Consider the following 16835-nt stretch of genomic DNA (forward strand, 5'->3'; position numbering starts at 1 on the left):
CGCATGCACAACCTCGCCCTCGCCGGATAAGCGAGCGGGCCGTACAGAGGCCAGCCATGACCGAGGCAACCTGAAGATCATTTACGGGACAACACTTAGCGGCGGAATGCAGGCATCCGCTCCCCGGATTCCGCAAGACCCGTCACCTCACGCCTGGTCAGCGAGACGGCAGCCACCGGTTTTCGCGGTTTCCGCGTCGTCCACGGCTCTCGGCAATTGCCGTGCAAATGTGGCGGGAATTGAGCGGAATGAGAAGGGCGTGAGGCGGAATAATCACAGACGGCGAGGGAATCGCGGCTGCCGACGCGGAGGACTGCCTGCTGTGCACGAAGAGTTCGTGTGTCATCTCACCGCTTATGGCATGAGCGCGGGGGCCAGGGTCGGCGTCCCGCTCGGCACCTACCGCGCCCCTTCACTGCCCCTCGCCGTGAACTGGCTCCGGGAGCGCGCCGAATGGCTCTCGCGGATGCTCGACCCGCGCCCCGACGCGCCGTGGCTACCCCCGGGCACGCTCGTGGAGGCAGCCGAGCGCGCGTGGGCGGTGCCCGAGACGGTCCGTGCCTGGAGCAACGACATCAACGGCCACCTCCTCCTCGCGGAGAAGCTCCTCGCGGGGGATCTCGTCGAGGTGCGCTGGCACGACGAGGCGACCGAGTACGAGTTGCTCGCCGAGTCGGTCGACGCGGCCCGGATGCGGCGCGTGGACGGGCCCGCGCGGCAGGGCGCGGATCACCCCGGCGTGGACGACGACGGCACCCTCGCCCTGCACGTGGTGCGCGCCCGGAACGGTGAGGCCGCCACGCTGCGCTTCGCGGCCGTCGAGATCGATGCCCGCAGCCGGGGCGCGAACTCGTACTTCGGCTTACGGGTCCCGGCCCCCGCGGCGCCGGACGAGTCCCGCCCCCGCCCCCGCGCCGCCCGGCTGCGGGAACGGCTGGGGAGACGGCGCGGCTGAGCGGGGGCGGGAGGGCCGGATCGCGGCCACGGCACGGGCGGCGCGGGCCCACGTGCACCCGGCCACGCGGGCGCCCTGTGGGGCGGCAGGCAGAACACCGCACGGCGGCCCTCTGGTCGCCCCCCTCGGCTCAGGGGAGCACGCAGATCCGGCCCGTCGAGCGCCCCTCGGCCACGCGTCGCACCGCCGAGGCGGCGCCCTCCAACGAGACGCGCTCCGAGACGAGCGGCTTGATGGTGCCCTCGGCGGCGAGACGGGTCAGCTCCCGGTGGCACTCGGCGATCGCCGACGGCGCGTACGTCCCGTAGAGCCCCCAGTGCAGCCCGAGGATCGCGTAGTTCTTCACCATGGCGTGGTTGAGCGCGGGCGCGGGGATGGAACCGCTCGTGAAGCCGACGACGATGATGCGGCCCTCGAAGGCGACGCACTTGGCGGACTTCGCGTACGCGTCGCCTCCGACCGGGTCGTAGACGACGTCGGCGCCCCGGCCGCCCGTGAACTCCTTGACGCCCGCGATGATGTCGTCCGCGTGCCGGTCGAGCACGAGGTCGCAGCCGAGCGCGCGGGCGACCTCGGCCTTCTCGGGGCCGCCGACGACGCCGATGACGCTCGCCCCCGCCGCCTTGCCGAGCTGGACGGCCGCGCTGCCGACGCCGCCCGCCGCCGCGTGCACGAGCAGCGTCTCGCCGGGCTGGAGGCGCGCCCGGCGGTGGAGCCCGAACCAGCCGGTCTGGTACCCGATGTGCAGCGCCGCCGCCTCGGCGTCGTCGAGGGCGTCCGGTGCGGGCAGGCTCGCCGCCTCCTCCAGGAGCGCGTACTCGGCGAAGCCGCCGTGGGGCAGGACGGGGGTGCCGATGAGGCGGCGCCCGTCCTCCGTGCGCCCGCACAGCTCGACGCCCGGCGTGAAGGGCAGCGGCGGCCTGATCTGGTACTGCCCCCGGCACAGCAGCGCGTCGGGGAAGTTGACGTCGGCCGCGAGCACCTCCACGAGGAGCTGTCCCTGCCCCGGCTCGGGCCGTTCCGTCTCGACGAGCCGCATGACCTGCTCCGGTTCGCCGGTCTCCGCCACCTGCCATGCCCGCATGGCCCGCTCCCGCCTGTCTCGCGCCTTGGCCGCCCGGCCGGCACGGCGCTTGCGCGCCCGCTGCCGCCTGACCACCCGTGGAGCGGCATACTAAGCGGTCGGTAAGGGTGAGCGGAAGACCGGCCGCACGTGCCCGCCGAGCGGGAGACCCCCCGGCACGGTGCCCGCCGCCGGGGCTGCCTCAGTCCGCCGTCTTCCGCTTCGGCCGCGCCCGTACGTGCATCCGTTCCCCCTGCGGCCCGAAGAGCACGAGGAGTTCGACCGGGTTGTCGTCGAGGAGCCCGAACCAGTGCGGGACCCGGGTGTCGAACTCGGCGGCCTCGCCCGGTCCGAGGACCAGGTCGTGCTCGCCGAGGACGAGACGGAGCCTGCCGTGCAGGACGTACATCCACTCGTAGCCCTCGTGCGTGCGCGGCTCGGGATCGCGCGAGCCGCCCTCGATGACCATGCGGTACGCCTGGACGCCGCCGGGGCGGCGGCTGAGCGGGTACATGCGGCGGTGGTGGCGGACGATCGGCTCGGCGCGCACGCGGGGGTCGGCGACGGGGCGGGTGCCGACGAGTTCGTCGAGCGCGACCTGGTGCGCCCGGGCGAGCGGGAGGAGGAGTTCGAGGGTGGGGCGGCGCAGGCCGGATTCGAGGCGGGAGAGCGTCGAGACGGAGATGCCCGTGCTCGTGGAGAGCGCGGCGAGGGTCATGCCGCGCTCCTTGCGCAGCCCGCGCAGCCGCTCGCCGACCCCGGCGAGGATCTGCTCGGACGCCTCGTCCCCGTCCTCGGCGAGGGCTTCGGCGGCGGAACCGGCCCCGGCGGCGGGTCCCGCGTCCGCCGGGCCGCCCGCCCGCCGCGTGCTCACGCGTCCCCGCGCACGAGTGCGAGCAGCCGGTCGAGCACCGGGCCCTGCCGCAGCCCGTCGTGCTCGAACTCGTCGGTGACCCACGTGCGCAGACCCTTGATGGCGTGCGCGGTGCGCAACGAGTGCGCGGTGTCGACGTACATGTCGTCGTGGTAGACGGCTGCGGCGACGAGGACCTCGTTGCGGGCGAGCCGCCCCGCGTCGTAGAGCGGGATCCAGTCGGTGCGCTGGGCGAGCAGTTCGGCGGTCTCGCGCAGCGGTGAGAGCGAGGGGTCGCACGTGAAGGACCAGGGGTGCACGGACTCGCCCGTGAAGAGGACGGGGGCGTCGCCGGCGAGCGCGCGCTCGGCGTCGAACTGCGGGAACTCGGTGCGTACGCGCTCGGCGGCCCAGCCGGTGGGGCGGTGGTCCTGGGCGTAGATCGACTCGTGCAGGACGGCGTAGAGCGGGTGGGCCGCGTAGGAGAGGGCGGCCTGCGCGGCCTCCTGGAAGGCGTCGGAGAGCTGGAGCCCGGTGGGCGTGCGCACGAAGGCGTTCTCCAGGAGGTAGTGCAGGGTGTGGCTGCCCGAGCCACCGCCGAGCACGATGCCGAGCGACTGGAACGCCTCGACGGTGAGCCGGTAGCCGCCGTTGAGGACGGGGCGGTGCTCGGCCAGGTGCTCGGCGACGCGGCGCACCCGGTCGACGTCCTGCGGGTAGCGGGCGTAGTGCGCGGCGACCTTGCGTTCGACGCGGGGGTAGGCGGCGCGGTAGACGTCGTCGGCGTGGGCGTCGAGCGAGGGCAGGCCGCCCGTAACGAGTGCGGCGCTCAGGCCCTCGGGGGCGCTGGAGAGGTAGCGCGTGACGCAGAAGCCGCCGAAACTCTGGCCGAGGACGGTCCAGGGGGCGCCGCCCGTGAGGTTCTGCCGGATCAGTTCGGCGTCCCTGACGATGGAGTCGGCGCGGAAGTGGGTGAGGTAGTCGGCCTGCTCGCGCGGACCGCCGCGCAGCGGGAGCGTCTGCCGGTTCGCCGGGGTGGAGCGGCCCGTACCGCGCTGGTCCATGAGGAGGACGCGGTAGTCCTTCAGGGCACGCCCCAGCCACGCCTCGCGGCCGACGAAGCGGCGCGCCGCGTTGCCGGGGCCGCCCTCCAGGTAGAGGAGCCAGGGCCGCTCGCCACCGCCCTGTTCGGTCGAGACCACTTCCCGGCCGAAGACCTCGATCTGCTCCCCGTCCGGTCGCTCGTGGTCCAGCGGGACGGTGAACATGCGGTCCGTGAGGACGACGCCGGGCTGGCGGTACGTGGCGCCCATGGTGCTCCTGCCGGGGTGGTGGGGCCTGGTCGCTCCCAGTTCAGCACACGGCCCGGGTGACCTGCCCCCCGGCTCGGCCGGTACGGACGGGCGAGCGGCGGCACCGGAGCCCGCGCGCCCGGGCGCGGCGCCCGATCGGCTCAGGGAGCGGGCGGGTAGGTGCGGGCCCGTGCGGCGGGGCGCCTTCGCTTCGGGGCGCCTTCGCGGCCGGACGTGTCGGCGGCGCGGGGCCGCGACCGGGGCGGAGTGCGCGGTGACGGCCGGAGCGCAGGCGCGGTGCGCGGCCGGCACCTCATGCTTCCCGCACCTCGGGGACACGATGAGCCGGATGGACGCCGGGATGCGCCCCGTCCCCCTCGCGGAGATCCTGTCCAGTACATGAGAGGAGCCGCTGGATGAGCATCCTTCAGCCCGCCCCGAGGAGACCGGGAGGCATCCTCCTCGGCACGCCGCCCTTCCCGCGCGCGGAGGAAGGCGTCTCGCCCACCGGGCCCCGGGCGGGCCTGGACGGACAGCGGGAACCCGCCCCGGTGACCGGTGGAGCCCTTCCGCGACCGGTGGGGCGGGACCGGAAGCGGTACGCGGGAGGAGGAATGGCGGTGAGCAGCGGGAACGCGGTCTCGGCGGTCGTGACGGGTGCGGCGGCGGTCGCCGGGACGGGGTGTGCGGCGGCGGTCGCGGGGCACGGGCGGGGACGGCGGCGGATCACGCTCGTGCCGGGCGTCGTGCGCACGGCCGGGCGGCTCGCGGCCCCGGTGCCGTGGGCGCTCGCCCGGCTCGACGCGCACCGGCCGCGCACGTGGGTCTCGGGGCCGTCGGCGACGAGCGGTATCGGACCGGAGCGGGCCGAGGGGGTGCACGAGCCGCGCCGCCTGCACGTACCGCTCGGCGGGAAATGAGCGCCACGGCGGCCGCGCGGCGCCCGATGATCCGCTTCGAGGGCGTCGGCAAGCGGTACCCGGACGGAACGGTGGCGGTGCAGGACCTCTCCCTCGACGTGGCGGAGGGAGAGCTGGTCACCCTCGTCGGACCCTCGGGGTGCGGCAAGACGACGACCATGATGATGGTCAACCGGCTCGTCGAGCCGACCTCGGGGCGCATCGAGGTGGACGGCGAGGACATCGCGCACGTCGACCCCGTCGCGCTGCGCCGCCGCATCGGCTACGTCATCCAGCAGGCCGGCCTCTTCCCGCACCGCACGGTGCTCGACAACACGGCGACGGTGCTGACGCTGCTCGGCACGAAGCGGGGCCGGGCCAGGGAGCGCGCGACGGAACTGCTCGACCTCGTCGGGCTCGACCCGAAGACGTACGGTCCGCGCTATCCGCACCAGCTCTCGGGCGGGCAGCGGCAGCGTGTCGGGGTCGCGCGGGCGCTCGCGGCCGATCCGCCCGTGCTGCTCATGGACGAGCCCTTCGGCGCGGTGGACCCCGTGGTGCGCGAGCGGCTCCAGAACCAGTTCGCCGACCTCCAGCGGCGCCTGCGCAAGACGGTGCTGTTCGTGACGCACGACATCGAGGAGGCGGTGCGGCTCGGGGACCGCATGGCGGTGTACGGGCCCGGGCGCATCGAGCAGTTCGACACGCCGCAGACCGTGCTCGGGCGCCCCGCGACCCCGTACGTCGCGGAGTTCGTCGGCACGGACCGGGGCCTGAAGCGGCTCTCGGTGACCGAGATCAGGCCCGAGGACCTGGAGGAGCCACCGCTCGTGCGGCAGTCCGAGCCGGCCGCGCGCGCCGCGGCGCGGCTGCGGGCCGAGGGGGCGCGCTGGGCGGTGGTGCTCGACGAGGCGGGCGAGCTGCACGGCTGGGTCGGGGTGGACGAGGTGAGCGGGGGCGGGGAACGGGCCGTCGGTGAGCTGGCGCACCGGATGAACGCGTGGGTCCCGGTGGGCGCCCCGCTCAAGCAGGCGTTCGGCGAGATGCTCCAGCACGACGCGGGCTGGATCGCGGTCCTGGACGGGGCGCGCTTCCTCGGCGTCCTGACCCCGGGGAAGCTCCACGAGGCGCTGCGGCGCTCGGTGGACGCGGACGCGCGCGGCGTGCAGCGCGGCGACGTGGACTTCGCGTCGGTGGCGGACGCCTGAGGGGCGGCACGGGGAGGGCGGGGCGGCGGCGCGAGACGGGACGGCGTCCCGATGCGCACAGCGCCCCCTCCCCCGTACCCCCTTCTGCCGCCGCTCCCCGTACCCCCTCGGAGGCGTCAGGCGCTCGGTACCGCGTGGGCGCTCGGGGTCGCGAGGACGAAGTCCTGGCGTGTGACGTGGCCCTCGCGGGGCAGGACGCGGCTCGCCGCGGGACGGTGACCCTTGGCGAGGGCGAGGACGGTGACCCAGTCCTCGGGCAGTCCGGCCGCGCCCCAGCGGCCGTCTTCGTCGGTGACGGTATGCAGGAGCTGATGGCCGTCGTGGCCGAGGACGGTGATGAAGACGCCGGGCACGGGACGGCCGTCGTCGTGGAAGACCTCGCCGCCGAGCACGACCGCGCGTTCGCCGAAGGGGTCGTGCGCGCCGGGGGTGACGGCATGCGGCACCGGGGCCTCCAGGGCCGGGTCCTCGACGGGTGCCTCCGGCGCCGCCGCCCCGGCGTGCTCGTGTTCCTTGCGCCGGGCGAGCACGGCGCCGAGCGCGACGAGCAGCAGGCCGAGGAGGAGCCACGCGCAGAGCACGAGCGTCGGGCGCAGGACGCCCTTGCCGTCGAAGGAGAAGATGCCGTGCAGCGCCTCGATGACGTTGCCGAGCGGGAAGACGGGGTGCAGGGCACGGAAGAAGGCGGGGACCATCTGGTAGGGGATGGCGCCGCCGCTCGACGGGATCGAGAGCAGCACGAAGAGCGTGATGGCGACGCCGGGGAGGAACTGCTTCACGAAGGGGACGAGCCCGTAGGTGACCCAGGCGACGGCCTGCGAGAGCAGGAAGAGGTAGAGGATGCCGAGCGGTTCGCCGGGGACGATGTCGAGGCCGCGCCCGATCAGATACGCCACGACGCTCATGAAGGCGGACAGGCACACGAGGGTGAGCAGTTTGCCGCGCCGGGTGAGGTGGGCGCGGATGAGCATCATGACGGCGATGTAGGCGGAGATGTTGAGGGACATCGTGAGGTAGAAGAGCCCGGTGCCGCTCGTGTCCCCGGAGGCGGTGGGGACGAGTTCGACCGTGGTGAGCTGTCCGCCGCCGCGCTCGACGACGGTGCGGAAGGCGGTCGTGACGGCCTGTTCGAGGAGGGCGCCCTCGGCTTTGGCGAGGTAGAGGGTGGGGCGGGCGGCGTCGGCCGCGAAGGCGGCCTCGGTGTCGCGGTCGAGCACTTTGCGGCGCGCCTCGGCGGGCGAGCCGGCGGTGACGACGTCGAAGGCGCCGGGTGACGCCTTGCCGAAGCCCGCGCGGATCTCGCGGGCGGCCTGCGGGCCCGAGACGGCGACGCGGACGTCGTGCGGTGTGGGGTTGTGGAAGGGCAGCGCGTAGCAGAGCAGGAAGCCGAAGAAGAACAGGAGGGGGAACCACAGGCCGCCCGCGAGGATGCGAGCGAGATCGGTGAGCGCGGCGCCGCGGCCTCGCGGCTCGGAGGTCTCCTCGGTCATCGGGCTGCCTTCCTGACGGGTTCAGAGCAGGTGGTGGCGGTCGAGGTAGTCGCGGGCGACGTCCTCGGGGAGGCGGCGCCAGCTGTCGACGCGGCGGTTGAGGTCGGCGAGGTCGGCGGTGGTGAGGACCTTGTTGAGGCGGCCGAGCGCGGTGGCGACGCGGCGCGAGCCGGCGCGGGAGCGGTTGACGACGGGGACGAGGTAGTCGGCGTTCTGGAGCTTCTTGTCGTCACGGAGCAGGACGAGACCGAACTCGTCGAGCGTCGCGTCGGTCGTGGTGGTGGCGACGAGCTGGTCCCGGCCGTCCTGCACGGCCTTCTTCGCCTGCGTCGTGCCGAGGCCCTTGGGGTCGATCGCGGTGAGGTCGATGCCGTAGGTCTTCTTCAGGCCCGGGGCGCAGTACGGGCGGGTCGCGCACTCGTCGCCCGCCGCGATGCGGACGGGGAGCTTCGCGCGGCCGAGGTCGGAGAGGGTGCGCAAGCGGTGCTTGTCCGCGTAGGCGCGCGTGACGGCGTACGCGTTCTGGTCGACCGCCCTGCCCGGGTCGAGGACGTCGAGGCCGCGCGCGGCGGCGAGGGCGCGCAGGTGGCGCATCGTGCGGTCCAGGTCGGGCGAGCCGACGGGCTTGGCGTGGGCGCCGTTCTTCTTGGCGTTCAGCCAGTCGGCGAACGTGGCCGCGTACTCGGGGACGACGTCGATCTGCCCGGATTCGAGCGCGGGCTCGTACAGCTCGCGGTTGGAGACCGTGAGCAGCCGGGTGTGGTACCCGGCCTTGTCGAGGAGCAGTTTGTACATGTGGGCGAGCAGGTCGCTCTCGGTGAAACCGGCCGAGCCGATGGTGAGCTGCTTGCTGTCGCCGGGGGGCGCGGTGACCTGGTCGCGCTTCTCCAGGGAGGGGCCCGTGGAGCAGGCGGTGAGGACGAGCGCCGCGGTGAGCAGTGCGGCGGCTCCCCTGCTGCGGGGCCGTGCGGTGCGCGGGCCGCGGGTCACCGGGCGGCCTCCTGTTCCCGTACCGGCAGCCACCGCTCCCCCAGCGCGAAGGCGCCCTCGACGAGGAGCGCGAAGACGGCGACGAGCACGGCGCCCGCGACGACCTGCGGGGTCGAGGCGAGGTTGAACCCGGCGGTGATGATGCGGCCGAGGCCGCCGCCGCCCGCGAGCGCGGCGATCGTCGCGGTCGCGACGAGCTGGACCGCGGCGATGCGGACGCCGGTGAGGACGAGCGGGGCCGCGAGCGGGAGTTCGACGCGCCACAGCAGTTGCCACCCGGTCATGCCCATGCCGCGCGCGGCCCGGACCACCTCGCGGTCCACGCCCCGCATCCCCACGTAGGCGTTGGTGAGCAGGGGCGGCACCGCGAAGAGGACGAGCGCGATGACGGTGGGGCCCTCGCTGAGTCTGCCGACGGGGGTGAGCAGGAGGAGGACGAGGACGGCGAAGGTGGGGACGGCGCGGCCGATGTTGGCGAGGTTGACGGCGAGGGCGCCGCCGCGCCCGATGTGGCCCAGCACGAGGGCGACGGGGAGCGCGAGGAGGCAGCTGATGAGCAGGCAGACGAGGGTCAGCAGGACGTGTTCGGCGAGGCGGTGCGCGATGCCGTTCTCCCCCGACCAGTGCGCGGGGTCGCTCAGCCAGTCCCAGGTGTCGCCGAGTACGTTCACGCGCGGGTCCAGGGGGTGAGGAGGCGGCCGACGAGGAGCAGGAGCAGGTCGGCGGCGATCGCGAGGAGGACGCACAGCACCGAGGCGGTGAGCACCTGGGCCTTGAAGTAGGTGTTCATGCCCTGGTAGATGAGGTTGCCGAGGCCGCCGAAGCCGACGATGGCGCCCACGGTGACGAGCGAGACGGCCGAGACCATCGCGATGCGCAGGCCCGCGAAGGCGGCGGGCAGCGCGAGGGGAAGCTCGACGGCGAGGAGCAGACGCAGCGGCCCGTATCCCATGCCGCGCGCGGCCTGCCGCGTCTCCTCGGGCACGGCGCGCAGTCCGGCGAGGAGGTTGCGGACCAGGAGCGTGAGCGAGTACAGGACGAGGCCCGCGACGACGAGGGTCGCCGAGAGCCCGTACACCGGCAGGAGCAGCGAGAACATCGCGAGCGAGGGGATCGTGTAGAGCACCGTGGTGAGCGCGAGCACCGGCCCGGCGGCCCAGCGCAGCCGCCGCGCGAGGACGGCGAGCGGGACGGCGATGAGGAGCGCGATGCCGACGGCGGCGGCGGTCAGCTCGACGTGCTGGGCGAGGGCGTCGAGCAGCACGTGCCGCCGGGTGGTCAGGTACGTGCCGCAGATCCACTCGTTGCGGGCGAGGCAGTCGTCGGGGGTGGCGGGGGTGGCACTCACCTCCCCATTCCAGCGGGGGCGCGGGGCGCGGGCACGTTCGGGCGGACCGTCCGGGTGGCGTGCGGTGGGGACCGTTAGGTTGGGCGGTATGAGCAATCTGGACACCCACCCCGTGCCGAAGCCGTGCGGAGGCCGCGAGGACGTCCGCGCGGCTCCCGTGCGCGAGCTGCTGAGCCCGCGTCGGGTGCCGCTCGGCGAGTCGACGGAGGTACGGCGGCTGCTGCCGAACCTCGGCCGCCGCATGATCGGCGCCTGGGCCTTCGTCGACCACTACGGGCCCGACGACATCGCGGACGAGCCCGGGATGCAGGTTCCGCCGCACCCGCACATGGGTCTTCAGACGGTGAGCTGGCTGCACGAGGGCGAGGTGCTGCACCGCGACTCGCTCGGCTCGCTCCAGACGATCAGGCCGCGCGAGCTGGGCCTCATGACCTCAGGCAACGCGATCTCGCACTCCGAGGAGAGCCCCCGCCCGCACGCCCGCTACCTGCACGGCGCCCAGCTGTGGGTGGCGCTGCCCGAGGAGGCGCGCCACGTGGCCGCGCACTTCGAGCACCACGCGGACCTCCCGCACGTCACGGCGCCGGGCCTCGACGCGACCGTCGTCCTCGGCACGCTCGACTCGGCGACGTCGCCCGGTACGACGTACTCGCCGCTCGTCGGCGCGGACCTCGCGCTGCGCGAGGGGGCCGAGGCGAGCCTGCCGCTGGACCCCGACTTCGAGTACGGCGTCCTCGCGATGTCGGGCGAGCTGTCCGTGGACGGGGTGCCCGTCGTGCCGGGGTCGATGCTCTACCTCGGCTGCGGCCGCACGAGCCTGCCGCTGCGGGCCGTGTCGGACGCGGGCGCGATGCTCCTGGGCGGTGAGCCCTTCGCCGAGAAACTGCTCATGTGGTGGAACTTCATCGGCAGGTCGCAGGACGACATCACCCGGGCGCGGGAGGACTGGACGCGCGGGTCGCGGTTCGGGGAGGTCAAGGGGTACGACGGGAGGCGGCTGGACGCGCCCGAACTGCCGCCCGGGAGGCTGGAGCCCCGGGGCCGCGTGCGCTGAACGGACCGCGCCCGCCTTGCTCGGCACGCGGGTCGACGCCCCACGACGCCGGAGCGGCGGCGGTTCCGTCCGAACACGGTGCGGCAGGCGGCGGACCGCTGGACGCGCCTGGTACCACGCGGACCTACGCACTGGGGCGGCCCGATGCCCGCATGTACCGGGCAGCGGGAGCGGATTCCGTCCTGCAACGGCTCGTCGGGGCCTCGCTCACGCGAGGCCCCGCACGGGGATCAGACCGTAAGGACGAGCTTGCCCTGGAGGTGACCGCCGTCGAGCAACCGGTGCGCGTCGGCGACGCGCTCGAACGGGAACGTCTCCTGCACGTGGACCCGGAGCCTGCCCTGTTCGACGAGTTGGACGAGACCGCGCAGGGCGAACGGGTCGGGGTCGACCGCGACGCCGCTGAAGCGCATGCCTGCCGCCTCGTACCTGGCGGCCAGTTCCCCGTCCTCCTCCGCGACCGCGGTGACCAGGTGACCGCCGGGGCGGAGTACGCCGAGCGACCGCGCCGCGGTGTCGCCGCCGATGGTGTCGAGCACGACATCGATGTCGCGGACGGTCTCGGTGAAATCGGCCCGCGTGTAGTCGATCACCTCGTCGGCGCCGAAGCCCTCCACGAACGTCCTCTTGCTCCCACTGGCGGTCGCGATCACGTGCGCGCCGAGCGCCTTCGCGATCTGGATCGCGACGTGGCCCACTCCGCCACCACCGCCGTGGACCAGGACGCGGTCGCCCTCGCTCACGCCGCCGAGGTCGACCAGGCCCTGCCACGCCGTCAGCCCGACGACCGGCAGCGCCGACGCCTCGACGTGCGAGAGCGACTCCGGCTTGCGTGCCAGGTGCAGGGCCGGCGCCGAGACGACCTCGGCGTAGGCGCTCGCGGCCCGGGGGAACAGCGGCATCCCGAACACCTCGTCGCCGGGCCGGAAGCGCCACGTCTGCGGCGCCTCCTCGACCACACCGCTGATGTCCCAGCCGAGGACGAACGGTGGCCTGCCGAGCAGCGGGAACTCGCCGGCGCGCAGGCGTGCCTCCAGCGGGTTCAGCCCGATCGCCTTGACGCGGACGAGCACCTCGGTCGGAAGGGGGTGGGGCTCGGGCGCGTCCACGATGCTGAGCACCTCGGGACCGCCGAGCGTCTGCTGGGTGATGACTCGCATGACTCTCCTGGTTCTGGTGGGAGCACCCAAGCTAGGTCTCCCACAGGAACCAGCGGGTGCCTGCGAGGCGGGTACCTTGGGCGCCATGAGCGGTTTCGGTCCCGGTGACCTCTTCCTCGCCGACTGCCCGGCGCGTCTGGCCGTCGAGCTCATCGCCGACAAGTGGACGGTGGTCGTGCTCGCCGGTCTCAGCGAGGGCCCGGTGCGCCACGGCGAGCTGATCAAGCTGATCGGCGGCATCTCCCGCAAGATGCTCACCCAGACTCTCCGGCGGCTGGAGACGCACGGGCTCATCCGCCGCCACGCCTACGCCGAGGTCCCGCCCCGTGTCGAGTACGAGCTGACCCCGCTCGGGGCGACGCTGACCGAACCGATCCAGGCGCTCACCGAGTGGGCGAGGGCGCACGGCGACGCGGTGCTCGACGCGCTCGACGCCCATGCCGAGCCGGTCGCTGCTGCCGAATAGCGGCCCGGCACGGGTTGAGCCCCGGTGGCCGCCAGGAGCGCGGTCGGGTGAACGGCGAGGGACCGCGGACGGCCTCCGAAACGCGCTCGCGGCCGAGGGCGATCGGCCTCACCTCCCCCGCCGTGCAGCGGCAACCGGGCATGGAACAACCGGACTTCGGGGCCGCTGTTCGCGGACATGCGGGTCGAGGAGCGGGCATGCGTACCAGTCGGTGAACCGCTCCAGCCGAAGGTCGACGCGGAGATCGCGTTCGTATGGGGCGCGCTCCAGCCCCCCGCCGCGTGGTCTCTTCTCGTCACGCTCACCCGCGGCGGTGGATTCCCTCGGTCGGCGGTGCGAGCGGCCGGCTGCCCCGTCCGGGGCCCCGGACCACCCCGTTGTTCCGCTCGGTTCCATGGGCCCCGACGTGACTGCTCCGGGAAGCCCCCCGAGGCCCGCCGCCAGGGCCTTCGCGGAGTTCCGTCGACGACCCGCCCCCGCTCCTTCCCGGCGGCGCTACTCGGTCCGCGCCCGCCGGGGTCGCGGCCCCCGCCCGTCCGGGGCGAACCGGGCAGAAAACGGACTGCGCCCGTGATACTTAATCGGTTTACCAAGCGGGAAGAGGGGCACGGCAGAAGGTACGGTCCTTTCCATGACGCATGGGGTTCTCGGACACGGGCGGGAGTGGCGGCGTCGGGACGGGCCCGCGAGGCGGGTCAGTCCGGTGGCTGTGTGCCCGTAGCGCCATGCCATGGGCGCTCCGCGGTGGAGGGCCGCGCCATCGGCCTCCCGCGAGTTCCTTCGAGCAGCGTCTGTTCTCCCCTCCCCCACTCCTCGGGCCCCGCTTCTGCGGCGCCCGGAGCAGTCCGACAGGTGGACCATGCACATAGCCCTCTCCCCCCAGGTGCGACCGGCCGACCCCCGCGCGGGGATGGCCTCGGCCCGGCGGCAGCGGCTCTTCACCGGCCGGGTGGCCGAGTTGCAGTTGCTGCGGGACTCGTTGCTCGGGACGTCGCCGGACTGCCGAGTGCTGTGGTTGCACGGGATGGCGGGTGTCGGCAAGAGCACGCTGCTGCGCCTCTTCGTCGCAGAGGCGCGGGAGGCGGGCAAGGCGGTGCGCCTCGTGGACATGCGCAGTACGGCGCCGACGCCGAAAGGTTTCCTCAGCGCGCTGCGGGCGCCCGGCGGGCCGGAGGACCCCGAACTGCTCGTCATCGACTCGGCGGAACTGCTCGGCCCGCTGGAGGCGTGGCTCCGGGACGTCTACCTGCCCGGACTGCCCGCCGGGCGCCCGGTCCTGGTCGGCGCCCGGCGGCCGCCCTCGGCCGAGTGGCGCACCGATCCGCAGTGGTGGGAAGTGCTCCACACGGCCGTACTCGGCCCGATGAGCGACGACGAAGCGGAAACACTCCTGCGTGACCGATGTGTGCCCGAAGCGTCCGTTCCCCCGCTGATACGGGCGGCGTACGGGCTTCCCCTGGCGCTCGCGCTCTTCGCCGAGGCCCGCCAGCAGGCCGAGGCCGACGGCACCGGACCGAGCGGCCCGCTGGAGGAGTCGCCCGAGCTGGTGGGCGAACTGCTGCGCCTGCTGCTGCGCGAGAGCCCGACTCCTGCCAGAAGCGACGCCCTCGCGGTGCTGGCCCTGGCGCGGGTCACGACCGAGGAACTCATCCGGCACACCTTGAACGTGCCGGTGGCGGAGGCTCACGCGCTCGGGGACTGGCTGCGCGGCCTTTCCTTCGTGCAGAGCACCGCGGAGGGGCTGCTGCCGCACCCGCTCGTGCGCCGGACACTGCTCGCCGACCTGCGCTGGCGGGGCCTGGAGAGGTACGAGCGCCTGTACCGGGCTCTGCACACGCATCTGACGGAACGGCTGACGCAGCGCACCGGCGGACGCTGGGCACTCGGGGCGGGCCTGACCCACCTGGGCAGCCTCAGCCGTGCGGTGCGCGAAGCCGTGGACTGGGAGGGGTCCGACCGGCTTCACCTGCGCTCGGCCCGCCCCGAGGACAAGGACGCGGTCCTCCGTGCCCTCGGCACCGAACACGGCGCGGCGGCGGCCGCCACGGCACGCGCCTGGTGGGAACGCCAGCCGTCCGCGTTCTCGATCGCCGAGGAGGGCGGAGCCCTCGCCGCCGTCCTCTGCGCCCCCTGGCTGGAGCCGGGGGCGACGGGGCTGCCCGAGGACCCGGTCGCGGAGGCGGCGCTTGCCCGTACGCGGGAACAGGCGCCGCTGCGACGCGGCGAGCGAATACTCCTCGCCCGGTGGAGCACCGGCTCCCCGGCAGCGACGGCTTTCGCGCTGACCACGTTGTGGGCCACGGTGCCGCGCCTCGCGGTGAGCTGGACGTGCGTCCCCCTGAGGCAGTCCGGGTTGTCCACGCTCCTCGGCCTGTACGGGCAGCGGGCCGAGGAGCCGGTGACCGACCGGCAGGGCGAGGTGGTACTTCCGTACGTGCGGGACTGGCGCGGCACGGGCTTCGCCGCGTGGGCGGAGAGCTTGTGCGAGCGGCTGCTCACCGACGACCCCACGGCGCTTAACGCCCCGTCGAGCGGCCCCGCGCAGGAGGACATGGCCTGGCCGGTCTTCGTCGAAGCCGTCAAGGACGCCTACCGCAACGCGCAGGACCTGCGGCTGCTCGCCGACAGCCCGCTGCTGGCGACCCGTCTGGTGCCGCCGGGAGGAGAGGCGGTGGCGCTGCGCGAGGTGCTCGTCCAGACCGTGCGACGGCTGTCCGAGTACGCGGGGCAGCCACAACTCGGCGAAGTCCTGGAGATCACGTATCTGGGCGAGCGGCGCAGCCAGCGGGCGGCGGCCAGCCGCGCGCGGCTCTCCTTCAGCACCTACCGACGCCGCCACGCGGAGGCACTGGCGAAGGCCGCGGAACTCCTGCGCGAGCGGATGCTGTACGGAGTCGAGGTCCGGTGAACCGACCGTTGGACCACGGACGCCGGGCCCCCCCGCCCCGGCGTGCGGCCCGGCAGGGACGGCGCGGAAGGCGCGGAAGGCGCGGAAGGCGCGGCCGGGAATGATGGTGCAAGGCGGTCCGGCACGGAAGCAGGCGGCCGGCCATCGGTAACTGGAAGCATCGTTGACTTGGGGACGAACGTTGAGCGATACAGAACAGGACGACTCGAAACGTCGGCAGCGGGCACGCTTCGTCGACGCGCTGACCAAGACCGCCCAGCAACCGGGGGACCGCTCCCGGGTGGGCACGAAGGTCGCGGGGGCGACGGCCGTGCTCGCGCTCGCCGCCGGAGCCACGATGGGCCTCGGGGCCTGGCGCAGCTACCAGTCCGACCAGGACGCGAAGGAGAAGGTGGCTCTTGAGGAGGCCGCCCAGCAGCGGCGGATCGTCCCCACCTCGCCCTCCGCGCCGGCCTCGCCGAGCGAGAAGCCCAAGGAGACGGCGAAGCCCGCCGATCCTCCGGCGCGCGGGAGCGATGCCGCGGTGGTCGCGGCGCCGCCGCGCGAGGCTTCGCCCTCGCCTTCGTCCTCGCCCTCGCCGAAGGCCGAGAAGAAGGCGGCCGGTACGGTCAACAAGCTGCTGGCGGCGGGGCACTCCCGCGTGCTGCTCAAGAACGCGAAGAGCGGCATGTGCGCCGACGTCAGCGGCTACGGCAAGGGCAAGGTCAACTCCCGCATCATGCAGTACTACTGCGATGGGAGTGCCAAGGACAACCAGGTGTGGAGCATGGTCGTGCGGCGCGCTGGCGAGGGGCCGGGCGGTGCCGACCTCGTGTCCTTCATCAACGTCAAGGACGATCTGTGCATCGACCTGCCCGGCTACAAGGGCCTCTCCCCCGCCTCTGCCCTCGTCGAGGGGGTCTGCAACACCGCGACCCCCGACAACCAGGAGTGGTGGCTCGACCCGGTGGGTGATGGCACGGTGCGCATCCGCAATCTGGCGAGCGACAACCTGTGCATGGAGGTCAAGGACGATTCCACGAAACGCGCGGCCCAGCTCCAGCTCGACAAATGCGGTACGGACGCCGACAGCCGCTGGACCGTGGTGAGTTGAGGGCGGGCAAGGCGGACTGAACGGCGCCGGCTCTCCGTAGGGGCCCGGCCGGGGAG

Annotated in this window: 15 protein-coding genes; 7 read left to right on the top strand and 8 right to left on the bottom strand. The window is 73.7% G+C overall.

What is annotated here, in order from left to right:
• Positions 1 to 322: 322 nt before the first annotated feature.
• Complete coding sequence (locus IF99_RS0124890; RefSeq protein WP_030999538.1) at positions 323 to 955, top strand: hypothetical protein; 633 nt, start codon at positions 323 to 325, stop codon at positions 953 to 955.
• Positions 956 to 1085: 130 nt separating this feature from the next.
• Here IF99_RS0124890 and IF99_RS0124895 read toward each other — a convergent pair whose 3' ends face one another.
• The 3 genes from IF99_RS0124895 to IF99_RS0124905 all read right to left on the bottom strand — a co-directional run bounded on the left by IF99_RS0124895 (position 1086) and on the right by IF99_RS0124905 (position 4184).
• The gene (locus IF99_RS0124895; protein WP_030999540.1) at positions 1086 to 2039 is read right to left on the bottom strand and encodes an NADPH:quinone oxidoreductase family protein; all 954 of its coding nucleotides are present in this window, start codon (positions 2037 to 2039) and stop codon (positions 1086 to 1088) included.
• A gap of 181 nt (positions 2040 to 2220) precedes the next feature.
• A complete protein-coding gene (locus tag IF99_RS0124900; protein ID WP_199806559.1) occupies positions 2221 to 2787 on the bottom strand; it encodes a helix-turn-helix domain-containing protein in 567 nt (188 codons plus the stop codon).
• A gap of 101 nt (positions 2788 to 2888) precedes the next feature.
• Positions 2889 to 4184, bottom strand: coding sequence for an alpha/beta fold hydrolase (locus IF99_RS0124905; RefSeq protein WP_030999544.1), 1296 nt, complete (start codon positions 4182 to 4184; stop codon positions 2889 to 2891).
• A gap of 395 nt (positions 4185 to 4579) precedes the next feature.
• On the opposite strand from IF99_RS0124905, the gene IF99_RS34140 reads away from it, so the two are divergent.
• Together IF99_RS34140 and IF99_RS0124920 are read left to right on the top strand one after the other, a co-directional pair.
• Positions 4580 to 5083 carry a hypothetical protein gene (locus IF99_RS34140; protein WP_158716651.1) on the top strand — a complete coding sequence of 168 codons (504 nt, stop codon included), beginning with the start codon at positions 4580 to 4582 and terminating at the stop codon, positions 5081 to 5083.
• Between the two features lie 26 nt (positions 5084 to 5109).
• Positions 5110 to 6270, top strand: coding sequence for an ABC transporter ATP-binding protein (locus tag IF99_RS0124920; RefSeq protein WP_030999548.1), 1161 nt, complete (start codon positions 5110 to 5112; stop codon positions 6268 to 6270).
• 116 nt (positions 6271 to 6386) lie between these two features.
• Here the strand turns inward: IF99_RS0124920 and IF99_RS0124925 are convergent, their stop codons facing one another.
• The 4 genes from IF99_RS0124925 to IF99_RS0124940 are packed head-to-tail and all read right to left on the bottom strand — an operon-like array spanning position 6387 to position 10098.
• Positions 6387 to 7760, bottom strand: a complete 1374-nt coding sequence (locus tag IF99_RS0124925) for a carboxypeptidase regulatory-like domain-containing protein (protein WP_030999550.1) — start codon at positions 7758 to 7760, stop codon at positions 6387 to 6389.
• 21 nt (positions 7761 to 7781) lie between these two features.
• A complete protein-coding gene (locus IF99_RS0124930; protein WP_030999551.1) occupies positions 7782 to 8750 on the bottom strand; it encodes an ABC transporter substrate-binding protein in 969 nt (322 codons plus the stop codon).
• Positions 8747 to 9421, bottom strand: coding sequence for an ABC transporter permease (locus tag IF99_RS0124935; protein WP_030999554.1), 675 nt, complete (start codon positions 9419 to 9421; stop codon positions 8747 to 8749). Before IF99_RS0124935 ends, IF99_RS0124930 begins: the two co-directional genes overlap by 4 nt.
• Complete coding sequence (locus tag IF99_RS0124940) at positions 9418 to 10098, bottom strand: ABC transporter permease (RefSeq protein ID WP_030999556.1); 681 nt, start codon at positions 10096 to 10098, stop codon at positions 9418 to 9420. The genes IF99_RS0124935 and IF99_RS0124940 overlap by 4 nt, the downstream gene beginning before the upstream one ends.
• 88 nt (positions 10099 to 10186) lie before the next feature.
• Here IF99_RS0124940 and IF99_RS0124945 point away from each other — a divergent pair, with 88 nt between their 5' ends.
• Positions 10187 to 11152 carry a pirin family protein gene (locus tag IF99_RS0124945; protein ID WP_030999558.1) on the top strand — a complete coding sequence of 322 codons (966 nt, stop codon included), beginning with the start codon at positions 10187 to 10189 and terminating at the stop codon, positions 11150 to 11152.
• 230 nt (positions 11153 to 11382) lie between these two features.
• Here IF99_RS0124945 and IF99_RS0124950 read toward each other — a convergent pair whose 3' ends face one another.
• Entirely contained in the window at positions 11383 to 12312 is a 930-nt protein-coding gene (locus tag IF99_RS0124950; protein ID WP_030999560.1) for an NADP-dependent oxidoreductase, read from the bottom strand.
• A gap of 85 nt (positions 12313 to 12397) precedes the next feature.
• On the opposite strand from IF99_RS0124950, the gene IF99_RS0124955 reads away from it, so the two are divergent.
• The 3 genes from IF99_RS0124955 (at position 12398) to IF99_RS0124965 (ending at position 16779) form a co-directional block, all read left to right on the top strand.
• Positions 12398 to 12778 (top strand): winged helix-turn-helix transcriptional regulator, encoded by a 381-nt coding sequence (locus tag IF99_RS0124955; RefSeq protein ID WP_030999561.1) that lies wholly within the window; start codon positions 12398 to 12400, stop codon positions 12776 to 12778.
• An 859-nt stretch (positions 12779 to 13637) separates the two neighbouring features.
• Entirely contained in the window at positions 13638 to 15686 is a 2049-nt protein-coding gene (locus tag IF99_RS31155; protein ID WP_158716652.1) for a hypothetical protein, read from the top strand.
• Between the two features lie 181 nt (positions 15687 to 15867).
• Complete coding sequence (locus tag IF99_RS0124965; RefSeq protein WP_158716653.1) at positions 15868 to 16779, top strand: RICIN domain-containing protein; 912 nt, start codon at positions 15868 to 15870, stop codon at positions 16777 to 16779.
• Positions 16780 to 16835 lie beyond the last annotated feature (56 nt).

This window comes from Streptomyces sp. NRRL F-5630, from assembly GCF_000719475.1.
Classification (GTDB): Bacteria; Actinomycetota; Actinomycetes; order Streptomycetales; family Streptomycetaceae; genus Streptomyces.

Bases quoted from the DNA above. Each gene is read 5' to 3' on its own strand.
- IF99_RS0124895 (WP_030999540.1), bottom strand. From the start codon at position 2,039: ATGCGGGCATGGCAGGTGGCGGAGACCGGCGAACCGGAGCAGGTCATG.
- IF99_RS0124905 (WP_030999544.1), bottom strand. From the start codon at position 4,184: ATGGGCGCCACGTACCGCCAGCCCGGCGTCGTCCTCACGGACCGCATG.
- IF99_RS34140 (WP_158716651.1), top strand. From the start codon at position 4,580: ATGAGCATCCTTCAGCCCGCCCCGAGGAGACCGGGAGGCATCCTCCTC.
- IF99_RS0124920 (WP_030999548.1), top strand. From the start codon at position 5,110: ATGATCCGCTTCGAGGGCGTCGGCAAGCGGTACCCGGACGGAACGGTG.
- IF99_RS0124925 (WP_030999550.1), bottom strand. From the start codon at position 7,760: ATGACCGAGGAGACCTCCGAGCCGCGAGGCCGCGGCGCCGCGCTCACC.
- IF99_RS0124945 (WP_030999558.1), top strand. From the start codon at position 10,187: ATGAGCAATCTGGACACCCACCCCGTGCCGAAGCCGTGCGGAGGCCGC.
- IF99_RS0124950 (WP_030999560.1), bottom strand. From the start codon at position 12,312: ATGCGAGTCATCACCCAGCAGACGCTCGGCGGTCCCGAGGTGCTCAGC.
- IF99_RS0124955 (WP_030999561.1), top strand. From the start codon at position 12,398: ATGAGCGGTTTCGGTCCCGGTGACCTCTTCCTCGCCGACTGCCCGGCG.
- IF99_RS31155 (WP_158716652.1), top strand. From the start codon at position 13,638: ATGCACATAGCCCTCTCCCCCCAGGTGCGACCGGCCGACCCCCGCGCG.